The 490-nt window shown below is 29.2% G+C and carries 2 protein-coding genes; both read right to left on the reverse strand.

Annotated elements, in window-relative coordinates; all coding sequences use genetic code 11:
* Nucleotides 1–170: 170 nt before the first annotated feature.
* Nucleotides 171–332, reverse strand: coding sequence for a ThiS-like ubiquitin domain-containing protein (locus tag K0040_RS22110; RefSeq protein ID WP_228110444.1), 162 nt, complete (start codon nucleotides 330–332; stop codon nucleotides 171–173).
* Entirely contained in the window at nucleotides 325–480 is a 156-nt protein-coding gene (gene thiS / locus K0040_RS21415) for a sulfur carrier protein ThiS (protein WP_228110445.1), read from the reverse strand. The genes K0040_RS22110 and thiS overlap by 8 nt, the downstream gene beginning before the upstream one ends.
* Between the last annotated feature and the right edge of the window lie 10 nt (nucleotides 481–490).

The raw sequence follows: 490 nt of genomic DNA on the forward strand, positions 1-490 counted from the left end.
CCCACTCCAATTCTAGCTAAAGAGATAGCTATATTGGAACCAAGTCCTCCCAATCCCAATATAGCAACCTTCCCTTTTTTTAACTTATTATGTATATTTGGAGTATGTCTAGCAATCAGCAAACTTTCCAACTCATCAAGTGATGGCTTAATGCCTTTTTGTATAAGTGTTCATTTATCATTTTCACAAAGGGGCATATCTGTTTTAATTGGATATCCATTTAACACTAATACATCACATTTATTGTTATAGCTATCTCTAACTTTATAAGCAGTTGTATTTTCCTCAACATCTGTTAATGATTCATTTACAAATATTTTTATTTTAACCACCTCCAATAAAGCTAATAAGCTCTACAATATCCTCGTCTTTTAATACATATGTATTGTAGTTAGATTCTTCAATTATCTCTAAATTCACTTCAACTACAACTCTATCACTCTTTAAATTATATTTATTTAATAAATCTATAACAGTCAAATTTTCTTCA

This window comes from Terrisporobacter petrolearius (genome assembly GCF_020748185.1).
Lineage (GTDB): Bacteria > Bacillota > Clostridia > Peptostreptococcales > Peptostreptococcaceae > Terrisporobacter > Terrisporobacter petrolearius.